The organism is Vibrio sp. 1CM7H (assembly GCF_023161645.1).
Taxonomy (GTDB): Bacteria; Pseudomonadota; Gammaproteobacteria; order Enterobacterales; family Vibrionaceae; genus Vibrio; species Vibrio diabolicus.
Genome location: NZ_JALNTV010000001.1, coordinates 705,832 through 720,643, shown reverse-complemented (window position 1 = coordinate 720,643; position 14,812 = coordinate 705,832). Strand labels below are relative to the sequence as shown.

The 14,812-nt window shown below is 43.5% G+C and carries 12 protein-coding genes and 1 pseudogene; 7 read left to right on the top strand and 6 right to left on the bottom strand.

The genetic code is table 11. The annotated features are described in order from the left end of the window. Positions 1-48 precede the first annotated feature (48 nt). The 4 genes from gcvH to MSG33_RS03060 all read left to right on the top strand — a co-directional run bounded on the left by gcvH (position 49) and on the right by MSG33_RS03060 (position 5,800). Positions 49-429: a glycine cleavage system protein GcvH gene (gene gcvH / locus MSG33_RS03075; RefSeq protein WP_046876056.1), complete on the top strand. Its 381-nt coding sequence runs from the start codon at positions 49-51 to the stop codon at positions 427-429. A gap of 128 nt (positions 430-557) precedes the next feature. Further along, positions 558-3,422, top strand: a complete 2,865-nt coding sequence (gene gcvP / locus MSG33_RS03070) for an aminomethyl-transferring glycine dehydrogenase (protein ID WP_046876055.1) — start codon at positions 558-560, stop codon at positions 3,420-3,422. 307 nt (positions 3,423-3,729) lie between these two features. Then, positions 3,730-4,689, top strand: coding sequence for a hypothetical protein (locus MSG33_RS03065; RefSeq protein ID WP_021485267.1), 960 nt, complete (start codon positions 3,730-3,732; stop codon positions 4,687-4,689). Further along, the gene (locus MSG33_RS03060) at positions 4,682-5,800 is read left to right on the top strand and encodes a hypothetical protein (protein WP_140332605.1); all 1,119 of its coding nucleotides are present in this window, start codon (positions 4,682-4,684) and stop codon (positions 5,798-5,800) included. Before MSG33_RS03065 ends, MSG33_RS03060 begins: the two co-directional genes overlap by 8 nt. A gap of 64 nt (positions 5,801-5,864) precedes the next feature. Here the strand turns inward: MSG33_RS03060 and MSG33_RS03055 are convergent. The 3 genes and pseudogenes from MSG33_RS03055 to MSG33_RS03045 all read right to left on the bottom strand — a co-directional run bounded on the left by MSG33_RS03055 (position 5,865) and on the right by MSG33_RS03045 (position 7,911). Continuing rightward, positions 5,865-6,355: pseudogene (locus MSG33_RS03055) on the bottom strand (YcxB family protein). 240 nt (positions 6,356-6,595) lie between these two features. Then, entirely contained in the window at positions 6,596-6,856 is a 261-nt protein-coding gene (locus MSG33_RS03050; RefSeq protein ID WP_005376453.1) for a DUF5062 family protein, read from the bottom strand. Between the two features lie 194 nt (positions 6,857-7,050). Continuing rightward, on the bottom strand, positions 7,051-7,911 hold the full coding sequence (locus tag MSG33_RS03045; RefSeq protein WP_248379810.1) for an immunity 49 family protein: 861 nt from the start codon (positions 7,909-7,911) through the stop codon (positions 7,051-7,053). A gap of 356 nt (positions 7,912-8,267) precedes the next feature. Here MSG33_RS03045 and MSG33_RS03040 point away from each other — a divergent pair, with 356 nt between their 5' ends. The 3 genes from MSG33_RS03040 to MSG33_RS03030 all read left to right on the top strand — a co-directional run bounded on the left by MSG33_RS03040 (position 8,268) and on the right by MSG33_RS03030 (position 11,693). Beyond that, on the top strand, positions 8,268-8,882 hold the full coding sequence (locus MSG33_RS03040) for a 3'-5' exonuclease (protein WP_248379808.1): 615 nt from the start codon (positions 8,268-8,270) through the stop codon (positions 8,880-8,882). Between the two features lie 167 nt (positions 8,883-9,049). Further along, a complete protein-coding gene (locus MSG33_RS03035; protein ID WP_248379805.1) occupies positions 9,050-10,810 on the top strand; it encodes an ABC transporter ATP-binding protein/permease in 1,761 nt (586 codons plus the stop codon). 490 nt (positions 10,811-11,300) lie between these two features. After that, complete coding sequence (locus MSG33_RS03030; protein WP_047008310.1) at positions 11,301-11,693, top strand: hypothetical protein; 393 nt, start codon at positions 11,301-11,303, stop codon at positions 11,691-11,693. 41 nt (positions 11,694-11,734) lie between these two features. Here MSG33_RS03030 and MSG33_RS03025 read toward each other — a convergent pair whose 3' ends face one another. The 3 genes from MSG33_RS03025 to MSG33_RS03015 all read right to left on the bottom strand — a co-directional run bounded on the left by MSG33_RS03025 (position 11,735) and on the right by MSG33_RS03015 (position 14,654). Continuing rightward, positions 11,735-12,739, bottom strand: coding sequence for a metal-dependent hydrolase (locus MSG33_RS03025; protein WP_248379803.1), 1,005 nt, complete (start codon positions 12,737-12,739; stop codon positions 11,735-11,737). A 333-nt stretch (positions 12,740-13,072) separates the two neighbouring features. Then, a complete protein-coding gene (locus MSG33_RS03020) occupies positions 13,073-13,531 on the bottom strand; it encodes a hypothetical protein (protein ID WP_005395188.1) in 459 nt (152 codons plus the stop codon). 94 nt (positions 13,532-13,625) lie between these two features. Then, positions 13,626-14,654: a phospholipase A gene (locus tag MSG33_RS03015; RefSeq protein ID WP_006742284.1), complete on the bottom strand. Its 1,029-nt coding sequence runs from the start codon at positions 14,652-14,654 to the stop codon at positions 13,626-13,628. Between the last annotated feature and the right edge of the window lie 158 nt (positions 14,655-14,812).

Genomic DNA, 14,812 nt, shown 5'->3' with positions numbered 1-14,812 from the left:
TTTTTAAAAATCACAATAATTCCTGACAAGTTATTTGGAGATTAAGCAATGGACAAAACACTGAAGTTTACAGATAGCCACGAGTGGGTACGTGACAACGGTGACGGCACAGTAACACTTGGTATTTCTGAGCATGCGCAAGAAATGTTGGGTGACGTAGTATTCGTTGACCTACCAGACGTAGAAGACGAAGTAGAAGCAGGTGAAAGCTTCTCTTTGGTTGAGTCTGTAAAAGCAGCATCAGATATCTACTCTCCTGTTACCGGTGAAATCGTAGAAATCAACGAAGAACTAGAAGACAGCCCAGAGCTAATCAACGAAGAACCGTACGAAGGTGGTTGGATTGTGAAAGTGAAGCTTTCAAACCCATCTGAGTTGGATGACTTAAAAGACGCGGAAGAATACCTAAACTCTATCGAAGAAGAGTAATTAGGATGTGACGAAAGCTGTTCCCTAGCCTGTTTAGAGAGCAGCTTTTTTTCTAGGTTCGGACGTATAATTAAATGTGTCACTAACGACCATTTCCGTTACCCGAGCCAAGGAGTAGGTAAAGGACAATGACTGAATTACTTCAAAGCCTCAGCACACAAAATGAGTTCGTTGGACGCCACAACGGACCAAGCAAATCAGACCAACAAAAAATGTTGGATGCCATCAACGCGGTAAGCCTTGACGCCCTTATCGAAGAAACCGTGCCTGCACAAATTCGCCTAGAACAACCAATGACGTTGGCAGAAGCGAAAAGCGAAGCAGACATGCTAGTGACGATGAAGCAGTTTGCTAAACAAAACCAAATTAAACGTACATTCATTGGCCAGGGCTACTACAACACGTTTACTCCAAACGTCATTCTACGTAACGTGCTAGAAAACCCTGGCTGGTATACCGCTTACACACCTTACCAACCTGAAATTTCTCAAGGTCGCTTGGAAGCCCTTTTAAACTTCCAACAAATGATCATCGACCTAACTGGTATGGAAATCGCGAACGCCTCATTGCTAGACGAAGCAACAGCGGCAGCAGAAGCAATGACTCTGTGTAAGCGCGCAGGTAAGAGCAAGAGTAACGTATTCTTTGTGGCTGACGATGTTCACCCACAAACGCTAGAAGTAGTAAAAACTCGTGCAAAATTCATCGGCTTTGAAGTTCTGGTTGGTTCGCTAGAATCCCTACCAGAGCAAGACGTGTTCGGCGCATTAGTTCAATACCCAAGCACAACAGGTGAAGTTCGTGACCTAACGGACATCATCGCAAAAGCGCAAGCAAACAAAACGCTTGTCACTGTTGCGACTGACCTGCTTGCTTCTACCCTATTGAAACCTGCTGGTGAAATGGGCGCAGACGTAGCAATCGGTTCTGCACAACGTTTTGGCGTTCCTATGGGTTACGGCGGTCCACACGCGGCATTCATGGCAACGCGTGACAAACACAAGCGTACCATGCCAGGTCGTGTGATCGGTGTTTCTATCGATACTAACGGTAACCAAGCACTGCGCATGGCAATGCAAACTCGTGAGCAGCATATCCGCCGCGAAAAAGCGACATCGAACATCTGTACCGCTCAAGCATTGCTAGCGAACATGGCGTCTTTTTACGCGGTTTACCACGGTGCAGAAGGTCTACGCACTATTGCTCGCCGTACACACCATATGACTGCGATTATCGCCGCTGGCCTAACCAAAGGCGGCTTTGAACTTGCTCATAACAGCTTCTTCGATACCATCACCATCAACACAGGTTCAAAAACAGAAGAGCTTTACGCAAAAGCGCTTTCAGCAGACATCAACCTACGTCTACTACCTGGCAAGCTAGGTATTAGCTGTGACGAAACAACCACGGTCGCTGATGTAGAAGCACTATTTGCAGTCTTTGGCGTAAAAGAAGACGTAGCAGCACTATCGACGGAAATCGCAGGCAACGAGTTTGCGGCAATTCCAGAAGCGCTACGCCGCACAACAGAATACCTGACTCACCCTGTATTCAATACGCATCACAGCGAAACGCAAATGATGCGTTACCTGAAACAGCTAGAGAACAAAGACTTCTCGCTAACGCACGGCATGATCCCACTAGGCAGCTGTACGATGAAGCTGAATGCCGCGGCAGAAATGATTCCAATCACTTGGCCTGAGTTTGGTTCTATCCACCCATTCGCGCCAGCAGAACAAGCGGCGGGCTATGCAGCACTAGCGAAAGATCTAAAAGAGAAGCTTTGTGAGATCACAGGCTACGACGCATTCTCACTTCAGCCAAACTCTGGCGCATCTGGTGAGTATGCAGGCCTTATCGCGATTCAACGCTACCACGAAAGCCGTGGCGAAGGTCACCGCAACGTATGTTTGATCCCAAGCTCTGCGCACGGTACTAACCCTGCGACAGCATCTATGGTGTCAATGAAAGTTGTCGTGGTTAAGTGTGATGAAGAAGGCAACATCGACATCGACGACCTAGCAGCGAAAATCGAGAAGCACAAAGACAACCTATCAAGCATTATGATCACTTACCCTTCTACGCACGGCGTTTACGAAGAGAAAGTGAAAGAAGTGTGTGAAATGGTTCATGCCGCTGGCGGTCAGGTTTACCTAGACGGCGCTAATATGAACGCGCAGGTTGGTCTAACATCACCAGGCTTTATTGGTTCAGACGTTTCTCACCTAAACCTACACAAAACCTTCTGTATCCCACATGGTGGTGGCGGTCCGGGTATGGGTCCTATCGGTGTGAAATCTCACCTAGCGCCTTTCCTACCAGGCCATATTGAAGACGGCGTAGAAGGCGAAGATTTTGCAGTATCAGCAGCAGATATGGGTAGCGCTTCTATCCTACCGATCTCTTGGGCTTACATCGCAATGATGGGCGAAGCAGGCCTAACAGATGCAACAAAAGTAGCAATTCTGAACGCAAACTACGTGATGGAAACACTTCGCCAACACTACCCTGTTCTTTATCGTGGCAAAAATGGTCGTGTAGCGCACGAATGTATTATCGACATTCGTCCACTGAAAGAAGAAACAGGCATCAGCGAAGAAGACATTGCGAAGCGTCTAATGGACTACGGTTTCCACGCACCAACTATGTCGTTCCCTGTGGCGGGCACGCTAATGGTTGAGCCAACGGAATCGGAGGATCTAGAAGAGCTAGACCGCTTCTGTGATGCGATGATCGCTATCCGCGAAGAAATGGAAAAAGTGAAAAACGGTGAATGGCCACTAGAGAACAACCCTCTCGTTAATGCGCCACACACGCAAGTTGACCTTTCTGCTGAAGAGTGGGACCGTCCTTACTCTCGCGAGCTTGGCTGCTTCCCTTCTAAAGCGACCAAATCTTGGAAGTACTGGCCAACAGTAAACCGCGTAGATAACGTATACGGCGACCGTAACCTAATCTGCTCGTGCCCAAGCATCGATAACTACGAAGATTAATTTTTGGTAGCATCTAAATAGACAAAGGCGAACCGTTTGGTTCGCCTTTTTGTTATTTAATCTCACAGAAACCGTCCTCACAGTTAACCACATTAATACCCACCCCATTACAAGAAACAAAATACGCTCATTTACCTTTAAATATCAACACGCAAAACAATAACACAACCAAAATTAAAGCAAATCGCTTATTCCCATTAGATTTTATTAATCAACACTGTGTAATCTGAAGCTATAATTTGTTTTCAAATACAAGTTTTTAGGTAAAATATACTCATCACAAAAAATAGCATGCAAGTGGATAAAAATGTCTGGAGAAGACTCCAAATCATCAGGTGAAACTGGCGAGAATATTGTCAGTAAATTTTTCAAAAAAGTCGGATGGCCGAACTCTAACCCAAACATTAGTTTTCCGTGCCATTTTGGAACAACGCATCCATCTGATGCTGATGGACCAAGAACCAAGCATGGTGTAGATGAACACTTTTCTTACTTATCTAGCTTAGAAACTGAGACACTTGTACATATACTTGCTTCGGTAAAACACACAACTGGTGATTACCCAAAAAGCTTTACTAACAAGATAAAAGGTTATGTAGACGATATTATTTATTCAAGTGTTTGTTTTCGAGTATCAGATCATAATGCAGACACAAACGCAATCTTCTCTGGGAATACGATAAAAAACATAAAATACGTACCTGTACTTTTCTATTTGTCTAGTAAGGAAGATAAACATAAAGATTACTTCGCTAATATTTCAAACACCCAGTACTTCAAAAAGTTTGAGAATGAAGGAATCGAGGAATTTTATGTTGTCGATAACAGCAAATTTACCTTTATGCTTAACGCTATTGACCATGTTACTAATCACTATTCAGACTACGAAATCTTCTTTGGTCACACTAGCACAAGTTTAAATCGAATGTCGTTCAATCAACGTTCATATAGTTCGGTTATGCCCGTAGAGTACTTGACCCTTCCATATCTCACTTTTGTTTTGAGAAAGAACATCGAGAATGAGGAAGTGTTTAAGTGTGTAGTTGTTGCCAACGAGCCTTTCTCACAAGATAGTTTATCAAGACACACATATAGTGCTCTCCAACATTCAGATAGAATTAGTTCAGTATCAATCTGTTTTCCAGACTTCTTTTTAGATGAGCACAAGGGTGATGTTAGTAAAGTTATGCAAGCCCATAATATTACAGAGCAAAAACTACGTGTCGAAAACTACATACCAAACTTTAGGAACTTAACAAATGAATAGTGACGCTTTCATTCCTGTTGGTGATGTTTTACGTCAGTTTCTTGCAAACCCAATGATAAAAGCTAGTGACTTAAAACAAATCTTACAGAGTAGAGGCTGCTTTAGTAGCTCAAACGACAAAAAAGTGTTGGGACCATTACTAATTAAAACAGGTGTAGCTCCTTACGAGTTCGAACAACTCAAAGAAACTGTAAAGGAAAAGGAAGACAATCCAAAAATTCAAACTAAGCAGTTACAGTGGGATGCAACCCAAGGGAAAACATTAGTTCAAGCTTTGGGTTTTAATTTTGATTTCAATAATTTAATTAACGACCCATTTGATGTCTTAACGATAGAAAACAGTCCACAATTTCGAGCTGCTGGAAACGCAAAAGATCCGAATCATGTTATCGCTGAAATCAAACTAAAACGCCGAGATAAAACAAAAAACTTTGGTGATGATGAAAGCTACTTTGAATGCCAAGTCGAACTGAAAGTTGATGCATCAAACAAGCTTGATTTGAACATAACGACTAAACATACTGCTAAAGAATCTTTGTACGTAGCAAACGAGGTTGTAAGGCGAGCTACTAAAGCTTTAAAAGATGCCAGCTTAATCAAATCAGATAATATTAAGAGAATACTTTTCACCGACTTCACCAATATAGGTAGAATTAACTTCTTAAAAGCACTGGTACAATCTACAAAGGTAGAGGTATACCCTTCTAAAAAACATACGCGAAGAATACACATTCAACCCGATGACACAGTGACTAAAACTAGACCTAAGGAAATAGATTTTCTTGAAAAGAAAATCAATGACTTAACCTTAAAAGGCTCTAATCTGGATAGTAGTGTTTTTTTGAGTAAAAACGAATTAAAAGAGCACTTGAAACTATATAGTGTACAAGGTTCGTATGAGATAAAAACAACTAAGCATGAAGGGACATGTGACCTGGTTTTTGAGTTCCCAATCTATGACTCAATGAATACCAGTGAACTACAGATCTATATTGCCAATTTTAATGTACGTGGGAAGCTTTCTCAAAAAAACAAAAAGGAATTAAAAACTTTTGTACTAAAAACATTTGAAGAGAAGAAGTTTTCATTATTTTCTCAGCATAAAATTTAGCATTTAAGTGTAAGATCAAAAAAGGCGAACCCGTTGGCTCGCCTCTTCTGTTAATAGAGGTTTGTTAGCTCGCTTTTGATGCCGCGTGCTGCTCTACCACGCGATCACTTCTTGGTTTAAGCAAGATTTGCTGATGTATTGGCGTTGTTTACCAAGGTGAAGGATAAAGCCCAAATCAGTTTGTTCGAGTTGGTCGATATCATTCCAAGCGAGGCTACGGTCAATTTTACCGCTTTTATAGCGCACTCCGTCTGCATTCACTTCAAACACCACTTTGTTGCCACGGCTTGAACTGATGGTTTGACGCCATAGCCACCAGGTTCTTTTGAAGTACACGCTGCACGCTTCAATCACACTCAATACGATAAAGAACCAACCGACATAACCGTTAGGTAGCAGTTCAAACTCCAATAAAACCACACCAAAGGTAAGAAACAGCATCCCTTTTAGGTACGCCTGTGGAAACTTCGTTGGTTGGCTAGTTTGATCATAACACTCAGCAAAGAAAGGTTTGTCGAGTATGTATTCTGTAGTGAATTCGAAATCTTTAGACATGTATGGTTACTTCAAGGCTTCTGTAAATGAGTAATCTTGGTTGCACTCTCGCAACGCCTGCATTGTAGCGCTTCTCGGGATTTATCTTTAGTCCTTTTGATTCTGTTTTGTAAATCAATGATACCGCCACGCAAAAAGACCTCGGTGCACTCGCCAAGATCAAACAAGGCGAACCACTTGGCTCGCCTTGTTAATTAATGGCCTGTGTTAAGTAATAACCTATGTGACTTCTTGAGTTTTCTACTTTAGAGGGTCGTTGTCTGGCAATGCACTGTGTATCCATACTGCCAGTCGGTGTTTGATGCTTGCGCCGTCTAGCTTACTTTCCGGTAGTGGCGTTATCTGTTTTGCATCGACCAAGAATAGGTAAATCGCTTTTACTCTCAGAGGTTGTGGTGACTGAGGAAGATCAAAACCTTGCAGTTTCGCCATCTTCCCACCAATCTCTAGTGCTTTCTTGACCAGTTTGTCTTCATTGTGAAGCTTGGAGCTTTTTGACATTGATAAATCCTCTTCTTCGCTTCGGCTAAGAATACATGAAGTGTCACGTATGGCGTGTTAGTAAGCTCGCATATTGATAAGTTTATGCCTTACGACCGAGTGGTCGATTAAAAAACAACCTTTTCGCGGCATGTTTTCTGTGTATGCTTCCGTGCAGAACATCCGAATGGGCTTGGGCGCAGACTCCGAATGATTTATTTAGGACAAAGATCATGTTCACCGTAAACGAGCCACTTCGGCAAATATGCGGCTTCTGGAATTGTCCAGCCATACTTATCGTATGCCAATGCAGCAAGACCAGTCAGTTTCAGAGAAACATTCCCTTTTGGCGAATAACGAACATCTTCATTCATATAGAACTGGTAATGCGCCTCTAACGCATCTCTCAGTGCTTTTTGATAATGTTCCTTATCACCATCGATAATGGCAACAAACACATTCACAAATGGAATAAACAAAGAATGTACATAGGGCACTCTGGTTGATTCTAAGTATTGCGGAGAAGATTTCTCCATCACAGTTTGCAATAACTCAGGTAACGCTGATGAATTGCTAAATACACCGTTAACGAACTCGACTAGCGCAACATCGAATGGATCTTTTAAACGCACTAACGACTCATCCATGATGGTCATCAGCTCTACGCAGCGCCAATCTCTCGCGGCCATCGTTAAACAGATTTCATCCAACCATGCATCCATTGTTCCTCCTGCAACAGAACGGTTACCTACTTCCGAAAAATGTCGGTGCCCAACGGAGAATTCAACAACTTGGTCTGAATGATTGGCCAGTAAGTAGACGTTATTCAGTAACTCAAGCGCTCTTTTTATATAAGCTGGCGAGGCCTGATGTTGTCCGTATTTTGAAGCAGTGAAGAATGAGTGGAGCGAATGCCAAGCATCGCCTTTCATTCTTTTCAGAGGTTGTTGATAAAAGGACTGCTTTTCATCAAGCATTTCTTCCCAAAAGCTGTAGAAACGTTCGTCTTCTTCACGAAAAATACGCAATTTTCTTTCTTCAGGTATATCTAAATAGTGATTTTTTATTGGTTCCATCGTTCCCTAGCCTCGCATTATAAGTTGTTCTGATTTTTTGCCGTGATGATAATCATCCTCAAAATCAAGCAGTGAATGATGCCGAAGTGGATTTATAAAATCAATTTATAATCAGTATTTTATATCGAAAGTTAATGCTTAATTGAAATGAATCGAAAAGCCGAAAAACATTTGAAATATAAGGCTACCGCACAAGCCGCGATGGGTAAGCCAGAACGTACCTGTCCATAAACAGTGGACGACGAACACTGACTTTGTGGAGTAAAGATAGACAGATATTCACCATTGTGTTCGCCTTTCTTTTTCTGTCGCTTTCGATAATACTCTTGCGCAATATTACTCAGCTGGAAAATTTTATGCCTCAAGCAAACTCTGTGGTCGTACTCGACTTTGAAACCACAGGTCTCTCTCCTACTTTAGGTGATCGCGCAATAGAAATTGGTGCAGTAAAGTTAGTCGATGGCGAGGTTGTCGATAGTTTTCAGCAACTCATGAATCCCGGCTTCAGAGTGAGTTCTTTCATTGAGAACTACACCGGCATTACTAACAATATGTTGCGATCGGCACCAAGCTGCGAAGAGGTAATGGCGTCATTTAGTGAATTCATTGCAGGCGAAAACCTTATCGCTCACAACGCGTCCTTCGATAAACGATTTTTAGATGCAGAGCTTGAACGAATCAACTGTAGTTATTCGGGTGAGTTTGCTTGCTCCTTACTGGTGGCAAGACGGCTCATTCAAGAAGCTCCATCACATAAGCTAGGTGAACTTGTTCGCTATAAAAATATCGACAACGACGGTGTTTTTCACCGCGCACTAGCCGATGCACAAATGACGGCCAAGCTTTGGCTCTTAATGGTCGAAGGATTAGAAAACTCAGGTATCGTTAAGCCAAGTTTTCAGTTGATGCAAACGGTTAGTAAAACAGCAAAAGGAAAGGTCGACCTGCTACTCGCCAAAAGCCGTGCTTAACCCCCTCCTAGCTAAAAGCTGATTCTCGTCTCTTAGACGTTTAAGTGATTTTCGATGCGATATTGGCTATCCCAGTGAACTTCCTACTCCGAAAGCGGCAGTTCACTGGTCTCACCAACCAAACTCGCTTACTATGCCAGTTACCTAAAACGCTTTGTGAGTCACTCATGAGCCGAAAAAATAACAAAAATCTCAGCATTCTTCTTAAACTCAACACCTTTATTGCGCCTTATAAATGGCGGGTTGCAGCGGCCTTAGTTGCACTTGTCGCGACGGCAAGTTTAACGTTATCCGTTGGTTATGGAGTACGTATTCTTATCGACCAAGGGTTTGCACAGCAATCATTGCAAGAGCTTACCAATGCGATTCAGTTTATTGTTGGTGTCACACTATGTATTGCCATTGGGACTTTCTTTCGCTTCTACCTTGTATCTTCGGTGGGTGAGCGCGTCAGTGCGGATATTCGCCTTGCGGTGTTCAACCATGTGATTACGCTGCATCCGAGCTATTTTGAGACCAACAGTAGCGGCGATATTATGTCGCGCCTGACTACCGATACCACGTTGCTGCAAAGCATTATTGGTTCATCGTTCTCGATGGCGATGCGTAGCGCTTTGATGTGCTTTGGGGCCATCATAATGTTGTTTGCCACCAACGTTAAGCTCACGCTGATTGTGCTTGCTTCTGTGCCTTTGGTTTTGGTTCCGATTTTGTTTTATGGACGACGCGTGCGTGCGCTCTCTCGCCAAAGTCAAGACTCAATGGCCGATGTCGGCAGCTACGCAGGTGAAGCGATAGAACATATTAAAACCGTGCAAAGTTTTAGCTCAGAGCCGTACGAACGAGCGGCTTTCGCTGTCGAGGTGGAAAAAGCGTATGAAGTGGGCAGACAGAGAGTAAAACAACGCGCAATCCTGATATCAGGCGTTATTGTAATTGTATTCAGCGCGATTGCAGGCATGCTTTGGGTTGGCGGCAGCGATGTGATTCACGGAAAGATGTCTGCGGGAGACCTAGCAGCGTTTGTGTTTTATGCCATTATGGTTGCCTCATCGACTGCAACCATTTCTGAAGTGATGGGTGAACTGCAAAGGGCCGCAGGCGCTACCGAGCGACTGATTGAGATCCTTCAAGTAGACAGCGATATCAAAGCGCCAAGCAACTATTTGCCTGTCCGTCCCGACATGCCTGCTGAGGTTAACTTTAATTCGGTGAGTTTCAACTACCCTTCACGCCCAAATCAACCAGCTATCAAAGAATTAAATCTAACCGCTGAACAAGGCAAAGTATTGGCGTTGGTCGGCCCTTCTGGTGCAGGTAAAACGACACTATTCGAATTGCTGCAACGCTTTTATGACCCGCAGCAAGGGCAAGTGTTGTTTGGTGGTGAAGATATTCGACAGTTCGACCCAAACGAGCTTCGGCGCCAAATGGCACTCGTACCACAACAACCCGCGCTGTTTAGCCATGATGTATTCCATAATATTCGCTACGGCAATCCTGAAGCAACGGATGAACAAGTCGTCGAGGCTGCGAAAAAAGCCCATGCCTATGAGTTTATTGAGAAGCTTCCCGAAGGCTATCACAGCTTTTTAGGCGAGCGCGGCGTTAGGCTATCGGGTGGACAAAAACAGCGCATTGCGATTGCTCGTGCGATTCTAAAAGATCCAAAAATCTTACTGCTAGACGAAGCTACCAGCGCTCTTGATAGTGAAAGTGAACATCACGTTCAGCAAGCACTTGAAGCACTGATGAAAGGACGCACAACGCTTATCATTGCTCATCGCCTTTCGACTATCCAACATGCGGATAAAATTGCGGTGCTCGACAATGGCGAGTTAGTCGATGTTGGTAACCACCAATCATTAATGCAAAGCTGTGAGTTGTATCAGCGACTTGTGGCGTTACAATTTAAGCACTTAGAGTAACGCCTAGTTAAGCCCTCAAGAATAAGCAAAAACGGACCAAGTGATTTAATGCCAATAGCTTAACGATGTTTTGTGTCATTCCAGCGAGACTAGGAATCTAATAGCAACGCGCTGAGTGGTTAAAGAGACAATTTTGACCATAAAGAGCTAGGATAGAAGATCCTATATCACGCACCTTCATCGCTGTACAAGATGACGAAATACAAAAAGATGCCACTCGTAGTTAAACGAGCGGCATTAAACCAAGAGGTTCTCCTTTTAATACAGGAACTCCGGTAAGAATCCAGTAACCAGCGTATTCTCCCTTCAATTAGAAACACTCATCCCCAAGTACCATATAAAATCTAATCAACTTCACTTGTAACAAGTTAGGTTTCAAAAATAGGAAATTACCACTGTAAAAATTCACCGCATTTTGTCTTTCTGCCTATGGTTACAATGTTCGTGAAATCAATGCCTTTAAACCAAGTTACAAGTAAGCGGCACCGATATGAACAGCGAAGCGAAACAACTTTTTTATCATTTATGTCAACAATACGATGCACTCTCTCAAGAGCTAGAGTCTCGCGCGTTTCCTGAGTTTTCCGAGACCATCACTCATCCGCTTGGGCACTGCTTTGTCCGTTGCCCTGTTGGCAGTCAGCGCTTTTCCATTGTTGCAGTCAACTTTGCGCCCTCCGTTCGCGGGCAAGGTGTGCTTACTGCATTTATCGACTACATTAAAAGCCATCCATATCATTACCAAGGCGTTGAGGTCGCTATCATTGAAAACAAAAGCTTAGCAAAACGACTGTTGTCTCTTGGCTGGAAGTACAAGTCTCTGTTTGGCAAAGTTTTCTTCGCCAGCAAGCCTACCCTAGTGAAGGACTTTCAGTCAGCGTGATAGTTATTACGACACCGCGTCGGTACCCAAAGTAAAAACCATCACTCAAAATCCGTAAGCATATTGAGAAAAGTTTGGCGGTCTACCGTTGTACTACCTCGATGAGCAGTGTATTCGACGTGCACATTCGGGCTAGCGTTGGGTGATAAATTGATGCCCCACAGCGCGTTAATTTGGTTTGGAACGATGGAGTAACGCACGTCAACAATTCTCATTTCGTTATTCGGGTCTTGCGCTACAAAACCATTTGAAAACCAACGGAAACGTTCGATGTCTTTCGCTTGCTGCGATTGCGGATCGAGCCATGGAAATTGAGTCTTCACATTGAGCTTTGGTGTGGATTCGCCTGGGTAGATTTTTATTGAACGCCCCACTCTTACCGCATCCACATAGTAGTTATCTTCCGTTTCATAAATCACTTTCCAGACCAAAAGATTCCCGAAGGTTGGTTTTGCTTTTAGCTGCAAAGCGCTGTGCTGTCTCTCTTGGACGATTTTCCACCCGGCCGCTTCTGCTCTATCTCGTTGAATAACCCCAAGAGTCAGATAAGCCAGAGACCATAGAAATGCGATACGCGCGTAGCTTCGATTTCGCTTCAGTGCGGCAAAGAAAAGCAGGATCAAAATCGGAAGTGAGAAAGCGGGATCGATAACAGAGATCGTATTCCAGGCATAGCGTGTGTTGCTTATCGGCCAAAAAAGCTGAGTCCCATAGCTGGTGCAAGCATCTAACAGCGCATGGGTGCTATAACCAAGGGCACAATAAAACCAACTCTGTCGGAAGTTTAGCCCTCGTCTTTTTGCAAACAACGGATACAACACTAAAGCACAGAGAAAGCTGCCAAAAGGGATAAACAACAATGAATGGGTAAAGTGTCGGTGATATTCCAAAAACAGCAATGGGTCAGTTGATGAACGGATAAGTACGTCCAAATCCGGCGCCATCCCTGAAACCACGCCTAACACGCCAGCTGCCACAATGTGCCGCTTGTTACTCGCAGACTGTGGCAAAGTAGCGCCCAGTAAACCTTGCGTTAACGGGTCCATTATTTACGCCCGCAACGAAAATGTAGCCGAGATAGAAGGCATATACGCTTCAAAATAGGCTCAAATTTAAAAACCAGAACGTTCTCCGACATAATTTATCCGTATTTAAGTGGATTGGAAGACACACCTTAATGACGCATTAAAGTGTTCGAAAACAAATACTTTGATTTTAGTGTAAGAAGGAATCGCCCTATTCGCTAGTGAGAAGCGAACCTAAAGCGAGGCTTGTGGTGTACGTCAAAAGTACAAAACTGCGGATTTTACAGATGCAAAAATAAAACAAGGCGAACCGGATGGCTCGCCTTGTTTACTGAACGATTAACGACAAAAACCTTAGTCTTGAGGGTTTTCTTTCGCGTTGATTTCAGCGTAAGTGTGCAGAAGTTCCGTCAATGTTTTTACCCAATCAAAAACATCCGAAGGTGTATTTTCGAGTAGCTTTTCCACTAGTGCACAGTGTGTTTCTAACGTGATCGCCTCTTCCAAATGGAATGAAATCGCATAGAAATGCCAAAGAACCAGTCTCGTCATTCGCTCGCTATTTTGCTTCGCATTGTCTGAGTCATCAAACGCTTGTTGAATTTCACTCAGTGCGATTGCTGTCATGCGTAACATGGCATCAAGACGTGCAGACAACATACGGTCTTCGCTATCCACTTCTTCTTGATCGAAAGTAAATAGCTCATTCATCACGTCTTCAGGCACCATTTTACTGATCATGCGAGCACTAAACTCTTCCAGTTCATGACGAGGCATGGTTACAAGACAATCGAAGGTGTAATCACGAAGCATAAAATCACTCTAGGTTGGAAATCAATTTCAGCCACGCATTCTAAATACTGAAATCTCAATTGCCAGCGTTTATTTCTATTGGGCTACCGAAAAACTACAGAACACCGTTGATCGCAATACCAACACCAATACGCTGCTGATTATGATCATAGTCAATCAAGCTCTTACCATACCCCGTCGAGTACTGTGCGTATCCCTGAAGTTTGCCCCAGATCGGAAATGACACCCCTAATTCGGCAAAGCCTTTATGCGTTTGGAAGTTCTGGCGGCCTAAGAAGGTAAACTCATAACCATTCCATTTGTACGCACTCGATAGCTCAAAGTGCCCCATGTAATCTTCGATATCCGGGTTATCATCACCTTTAGGATCATTCGGAGATGTTTTTTCATCCTCAGGTATACGCCACCACGGTTGAAGAGAAACCGCAAAATTGTCTTTCGCAAAGGTTAAGTTGGCGTAAACACGATTCCAACTGCGCGATAACTCTTGTCTCTGCCCATTCGACTCATGCTCAATACCAAAACCTAACCAAGTCGAACCATCAAGTGGCTTCCAGTCTGTCGGGGTATAATAAAAAAGCTCAGGACGATAATTGGTTTCACGAAATGGACGCGATGCGGCTCCTGTATACACTTGCCAAAATGACTTGAGCGTCATACCAAAGAACAAACCATCCCCATCAAACAACAAATCGTCGTAGTTCATTGGCACTTTAAAACTAATTTGGAACTCCGCTTCTTCCTTACGCAGCTCATCCCCGTACTTAGTGTCCGCATAAGCACGCTTATTTACGCGATCACTGTAAGTGAACGGCAAGATGTAGTTAACACGATGCGCCACCAAACTAAATGGTTCAAAGGCGTTTTCTCGTTCTGACTCCAAACGCTTGTCGACCAAGCTTTCCTGAAGCTCCTCAGGTTCTTCAATTTCTGGATCAGCGGGCACTGTGCTTGTTACTGCATCAAGCTCACACTGCGCGCGAATGCTCTTTATGGTTTCCTCACCTTTGCTTTGCTTAATTTTGTCTAGCAAACATAAATCATAAGCACTGGCTGTTTCTCCCATCGCAACTGGCGCTGCCAATAAGCTCAGTATTGATATCCCTGCCACTTTTGAAGCCATCTGAAACCCTTAATATTCTTTATGTCAAACCAGATAATTTTAATTTTTCTTGGTAAACCGCTTGCCATTCTGGCGTTAAGGCAATGTTAAATGTTCGCTGACTTTACGTCTTGGATAAATACGACAGACCTCAAACATATCCGCCCACTATGAGCAAC